Here is a 5,288-nt window from a genome sequence, read left to right on the forward strand (position 1 = left end):
CGTCGACGGCATCCAGCAGATGAAAGCCCTCATGCTGTCCGAACTCCGGCGTCTCCAGAAGATGCCCGCTCTCATCCGCGGCTTCTTCCGTGACGCCAACCTCGCCTACATCGCAGCGGCCGAAGAGTAGTCCAGAAATCCGCGATCACCTTAGATCAACCCGATCGTGCGGGGGTGGGCCGCCTACTACCGAGGGGTGGTGTCCACAGAGACGTTCCACGCGCTGGATCATCATCTGTGGCGCCTCGCCTACAAATGGGCGCTCTACCGCCACAACCACAGGTCAAAGCACCGGATCGTCAACCGGTACTACGGCCAGTTCCATCCGACCAGACGAGATAAGTGGGTGTTCGGCGACCGAGAAACCGGAGCCTACCTGACTCGCTTCGGCTGGACGAAGATCGTCCGACATGACCTGGTCAAAGGCCGGGCGTCCCCCGATGACCCTGCCCTGACCGGCTACTGGGACCTGCGCCGTCGCAGGAACACCAGCGAACCGCCGATCGGCGGCCCCCGTCTTCGCCTCCTCAAGAGGCAACGAGGCCGCTGCCCGGTCTGCGGAGGTCTTTTGCTGCACGCCGACAACCAGCCGCGCAGCCCACAAGAATGGGAACAGTGGGCGTCGGCGATCCGTAAGGCGATCACCTTGAACGCGATCACCATCACGGCCAACAGCCCGTCGGACGAGAAGGAACAGCGTCTTGTCCACGAACACTGCCGACGGCGACCCAACGCCCGAGGCAGTCAGGTAAGCCTGACAGCCTGCGAGCCTTCAGGGCTTGCTTGAGCCGTGATGCCCGGAAAGCGGGCACGTCCGGTTCTGAGGGGACCCTGGCGCAGTAATGCGCCGGGGTTACCCGACCGCGCGCTGCGACCGGTCAAGACCCAGGTGAAGATCTCCGGCTGCCATCAATCCGAGACCGGCGCCGCCGCATGGCTGGCGGTCCGCTCCTACCTCGACTCGGCCCGCAAGCACGGCCTGAATGCCCTGGACACGATCCGCCGAGCCTTCACCGGCCACCTCTGGATGCCCCGATCGCCCTAGCCGACTGACCAGCAAGCATCACAAAGCGTCACAGAGCTGATGAATGCTTACGATCGAGGCCGGTCTTGGCGATGAAGCCGCTGATCAGCTGGGGCCGGTACTGCATCTTCTTCAGTCGTGTCTTGACCAGCCGGGCGAGTTCGTTGAGGTCTTCTTGGCCAGGTTGGCCAGGGATCGTTTCAGATGGGCCCAGACCGCCTCGACCGGGTTGAGTTCGGGGGCGTAGGGGGGTAAGCGGATGACCGTCAGCCAGGCACGATGCTCGACCAGTTCCTGCATCCGTGCGCTGATGTGGGTGTTCAAGTTGTCCCACACGAGTACGATCGGGCCGCCCAGTTGCTGGTGGGCGGCATCGAGCAGGGCTGCGTAGTCGGCCTCGGAGAAGGACTTGCGCTCGCCCTTGCGGCCTCGCCGCAATCGGATCCGATAGATCAGCCGGGGCATGTGGCCGGGCTTGGTGGCGATCAACCCGGCGATCATCACCGTGCCCGACCCGCTGCCCGACACCGTGACCACCGGCGTCACCCCCCGCCGCCCCCAACTGCGGCCTTTCGGGGGTCTCAGGCCTTGACCGGCCTCGTCCTGGAAACAGAGCCAGGCGTCCAGGTCCGCCGCAGTTCTTTTCCCTCCGGCCAGACGTCGTTGCGCCAGGCGGCGATCGCCGTTTCGTCACGCTCGACCGCCCGCCTGGTGGGCACCTGCCAGCTCCACCCCAGCCGACGCAGCAGATAGTCCAGCCCACTCAGGGTGTAGCGAACCTTGAACAGCTCCCAGACCAGCTCAGCGATCCGGGCCAGGGTCCAGCGCTGATCCTCATTCCAGCCGTAGGCGGCCGGCCCTTCGTCCAACGCCGCCTGCAGCCTGTCCACCTGCGCCGGGGTCAGTTTGCACTTCTCGCCACCCGGCCCCTTGGACAGCAGCGCCTCCCGGCCGCCGGCGTCAATGGCGCGGCGCCAGCGGTTGGCCGACATCCGGCTGATGCGAAACTCGATCGCCACCTGCGCATCCGTGGCACCCTCGGCGAAACGGTCCGCCGCACGCATCCGCACTTGCTCCCGGCGGGCCCGCGCCTGGGCGGTCAACACGACGTGGACGATCCGGTGGCCGTCGTGGTCGCGCTCGACCTTGACCACGTGGAGGCCCTCCAGATCAAGCAGCAGTGTCGCCTCGGCGGAGGTCTCGATAGGGTTGTGCACGCCCGTGGTTCCTTGGGGGTTGACTGCGTAGAGAACAGTCATGATCCACAAGAGCCACGGGTTTCGCATGTCCGGGTCCGACGTCCCCATCAACCGTCACGTACGGTGACCTTCGAGCGCGAGTCGGCGGACTGTTTCCCGATCAAGATCGGAGACCCCCATTAGCGGGCCATTAAGTGGGGTGACGAGGGGTCAACCACGGTTACTCAGGGCCTGCCTTCCGCCCAGCTCAGCGCCCCAACGGGCCGTGATCGATGCAGTTCCCAAGCTGATGGCTTCAACTCACCGGGCGTGGCAGCTTCGGGTAGTGCAGGACCTCCACGAACATGATCCGCCGCTCAACGACGTCAAGGATCAGATCACCTCTCGGCGGAATCAGAGGCACGCATCTTCCTCCCTCAGGCAAGAGGGGAGACAGCCCCCGAAACACCAGGTCAGAACGTTGTGGATGTCAATAAGAGCCGTCCTCTTTTAATGAGGCAGCTTCAGCACAGGAGTTCGCCGTCCTCTGGGACGTCACCGTAGGAGGCGGAGATGTCGATGCCGTATCCCTCGACGCCGTCAACGCTGTGCCCTCCGACCGAGAGGAACGCTGTGGCCTCTCCGATCTTCCTGGTGTAACAGATGTCCTCCGAGGGCTCTTCGGTGACGACCGGCCGCCATCCATCGGCCCTGGCTGCCGTCTCGTAGAAGGAGGTGTACTCCTCCCAGGTGCCGGAGAACTCGTAGAAGTTCCCCGCGTAGGGGAACGGGTCGTCTGGGAAGCATCCGGTGTACCCGTCCTGGGCGACGGCTTTTTCCGGGTGGGCAGTGAGGATCTTCTGTGCTGCCAGCACCGGGATCAGGTCTTCCTCTTCGGAAGTGCACTCCGAACCGGTGAACGTCGTCAGGGTCATGTACGCAAGCCCACCCAGCAGGAGAGCCGTTACCGCCAAACCCGCGATGATCTTCATGTACCCGGAGCGGACTTTCATGGCCGGAGCGTACCGAAACTGATCAAGGTCAGAAAGGCGCTGAGACAGGAGTCTGTCGGTTGCAGCCGTGCCCGTGGCGTGCCCGATGGAGAGGAGAACAAGGGGGAATGGCGGAGAGTCACGGGGAGCGAGATCAGCACCGTGAGCTGCGCCTCCCTTGGTTGCCCAAGATCGGCATGCGTCTTTGCAAGCAGGATGTCAGGAGTTCGAATCTCCTAGGCTCCACCAGCGAAAACGCCTCACACCTGATCTTGGTGTGAGGCGTTCGTGCCATTAACGGGCCATTAGCCTGCCGGGACGAGCACTCCCGCCGCGCCGTCCTCGTCGTCCCCGCGTTCCTCGGCGACCCGCGCGTCCAGGGCATCGGCGATCTTCTGGTCGGCCCCGCGTGTGGCGTGCTGGTAGATCAGCGCCGCCCGGTCGCTGTCGTGCCCCATGCGCGCTTTGAGGTCGGCCAGGCTCGTTCCCGACTGCGCGGCGAGGGTGTTGCCGGTGTGGCGCAGGCCGTGGAAGTCGCACGTCCGGGCCAGCCTGCAGAAGCTGGACCTGCGTGACCGCGTGCACGTGGTGATCTACGCCTACGAGAACGGGCTCGTCGCTCGCCACGAATTCCACCCTGACGGGTGGTACCGGGTTCACCCCTTCGGGTGAGGCCGGACCGATTCCGCCCGGCCTAGCTTTGAGATTGTGCGTTTCCTACGTCTCATACTTCTCAGCGTCGTCATGCTCGTCGGCTGGACAGCCCCGGCCTATGCCGGTGACCAGGAGCTGATCGACGACTACCGCTCCGTCTACGGCACGCCGGGCGTCGCAGCTGCCGTGATCGACGGGTCGTCCGTCGAGACGATCGTCCGCGGCCGGGATGGGGACGACAACGCGGTGACGCCCCGGACGCCGTTCCGTATCGCGTCCTTGAGCAAGTCGATGACGGCGACGGCGATCATGCTGCTGACGGACCGATTCTCCGTGGACGACCCGGTCGTCGAGGTTCTCCCCGAGTTCAAGATGGCCGATCCGCGCTACACCAAGATCACCGCACGCTCATCGAGCTAGATCCTCGCGCCCGCACGAAACGAGGTCATCATGACTGCGTCCCCCACGCGCTCCAGTTCTGCCAGATCAACTATTGTCGATGTCACGTGGTTCTTCGCGATCGCCGTCCTGCTGTGTTTCGCGCTGTCCGTTCCGATGGTCTTCCGGCTCGTCCCGACGGACTTCTACAACCTGATCACTCCGATCCTGCAACTGACCCCGCTGCTCGCAGCGATCATCATGTGGCTTGCCCGACGACCCGGAACGTTCCGAGAGACGTTCGCCACCAGGTGGCGCGGCACACCCAAGTGGGCCAGCATCGGCATCGGCCTCATCGCCGCGATCGCCGCGATCCAAACCGCCATCGCACTGGCATTGGGGATCTGGCAGCTCAACCCGCTTGACCAGATCTTCGCGGCGACCATGTGGATCGTTCCGGTCTTCCTCATGCAGTCGGTCTTCGCCATCGGCGAAGAGTTCGGCTGGCGCGGCTGGCTGGCGACGCGCGCCGCGTCATGGGGATTCTGGCCGCTGGCCCTTGTCAGCGGTCTGGTCTGGATCGTCTGGCACCTGCCGGTCCTCGCCGTCATCGGTGATCGACCACCCTGGGACATCGTTATCTACTTCGCGGGCATGCTGCCATGGGCGCCGCTGTTGCTCGCACTTCGCTGGCAGTCGGGGAGTGTCTGGCCCGCGGTTTTGACGCACGGAGCGATCAACAGCGTCCGGGTGTACCTGCTGCAATCCGTCCCCAACGCAACGGATCACCTGCTCATCGAAGTTATCGGCTGGGTGCTCACGCTCGCCGCTGCCGTGTGGCTGATGCGCCCGAGCCGGGCGCAGCTCGTCCGCGGGTCTATTGAGGTGATCTCAGCGAAATAATTCGGATGATTGGGATTTCTTGGACGCCGCTGGTGGCGTACCGGGCCTTTCGGGAGGAGTTGCCGAAGGCCGGAAACAGACGTGGAGCCCCCGGTAGAAGAGCTCTCACCACAAGAAACCCGATCAGCCGGAAGGCTCCACGTGATTGCTCATCGTGCC

At 64.4% G+C, this 5,288-nt stretch carries 9 protein-coding genes; 5 read left to right on the forward strand and 4 right to left on the reverse strand.

Annotated elements, in window-relative coordinates:
• Positions 1-166 precede the first annotated feature (166 nt).
• Entirely contained in the window at positions 167-787 is a 621-nt protein-coding gene (locus ABZ911_RS42755; RefSeq protein ID WP_358070311.1) for a group II intron maturase-specific domain-containing protein, read from the forward strand.
• A gap of 102 nt (positions 788-889) precedes the next feature.
• Complete coding sequence (locus ABZ911_RS42760; protein ID WP_358070314.1) at positions 890-1,045, forward strand: hypothetical protein; 156 nt, start codon at positions 890-892, stop codon at positions 1,043-1,045.
• A gap of 111 nt (positions 1,046-1,156) precedes the next feature.
• On the opposite strand, the gene ABZ911_RS42765 is transcribed toward ABZ911_RS42760, so the two are convergent.
• The 4 genes from ABZ911_RS42765 to ABZ911_RS42780 form a co-directional block, all read right to left on the reverse strand.
• A complete protein-coding gene (locus ABZ911_RS42765) occupies positions 1,157-1,696 on the reverse strand; it encodes a transposase (RefSeq protein ID WP_358070331.1) in 540 nt (179 codons plus the stop codon).
• Entirely contained in the window at positions 1,606-2,283 is a 678-nt protein-coding gene (locus ABZ911_RS42770; protein ID WP_358070317.1) for a winged helix-turn-helix domain-containing protein, read from the reverse strand. Before ABZ911_RS42770 ends, ABZ911_RS42765 begins: the two co-directional genes overlap by 91 nt.
• A gap of 443 nt (positions 2,284-2,726) precedes the next feature.
• The gene (locus ABZ911_RS42775; RefSeq protein ID WP_358070320.1) at positions 2,727-3,215 is read right to left on the reverse strand and encodes a hypothetical protein; all 489 of its coding nucleotides are present in this window, start codon (positions 3,213-3,215) and stop codon (positions 2,727-2,729) included.
• Positions 3,216-3,499: 284 nt separating this feature from the next.
• A complete protein-coding gene (locus tag ABZ911_RS42780; protein ID WP_358070323.1) occupies positions 3,500-3,652 on the reverse strand; it encodes a hypothetical protein in 153 nt (50 codons plus the stop codon).
• On the opposite strand from ABZ911_RS42780, the gene ABZ911_RS42785 reads away from it, so the two are divergent.
• The 3 genes from ABZ911_RS42785 (at position 3,651) to ABZ911_RS42795 (ending at position 5,129) form a co-directional block, all read left to right on the forward strand.
• Positions 3,651-3,866 carry a hypothetical protein gene (locus tag ABZ911_RS42785; RefSeq protein ID WP_358070334.1) on the forward strand — a complete coding sequence of 72 codons (216 nt, stop codon included), beginning with the start codon at positions 3,651-3,653 and terminating at the stop codon, positions 3,864-3,866. The genes ABZ911_RS42780 and ABZ911_RS42785 overlap by 2 nt on opposite strands.
• Before the next feature lie 72 nt (positions 3,867-3,938).
• Positions 3,939-4,268, forward strand: a complete 330-nt coding sequence (locus ABZ911_RS42790) for a serine hydrolase domain-containing protein (RefSeq protein WP_358070325.1) — start codon at positions 3,939-3,941, stop codon at positions 4,266-4,268.
• A 30-nt stretch (positions 4,269-4,298) separates the two neighbouring features.
• Positions 4,299-5,129, forward strand: coding sequence for a CPBP family intramembrane glutamic endopeptidase (locus ABZ911_RS42795; RefSeq protein ID WP_358070328.1), 831 nt, complete (start codon positions 4,299-4,301; stop codon positions 5,127-5,129).
• The last annotated feature ends 159 nt before the right edge of the window (positions 5,130-5,288 follow it).

The sequence above is a fragment of the Nonomuraea sp. NPDC046570 genome (genome assembly GCF_040645915.1).
Lineage (GTDB): Bacteria > Actinomycetota > Actinomycetes > Streptosporangiales > Streptosporangiaceae > Nonomuraea.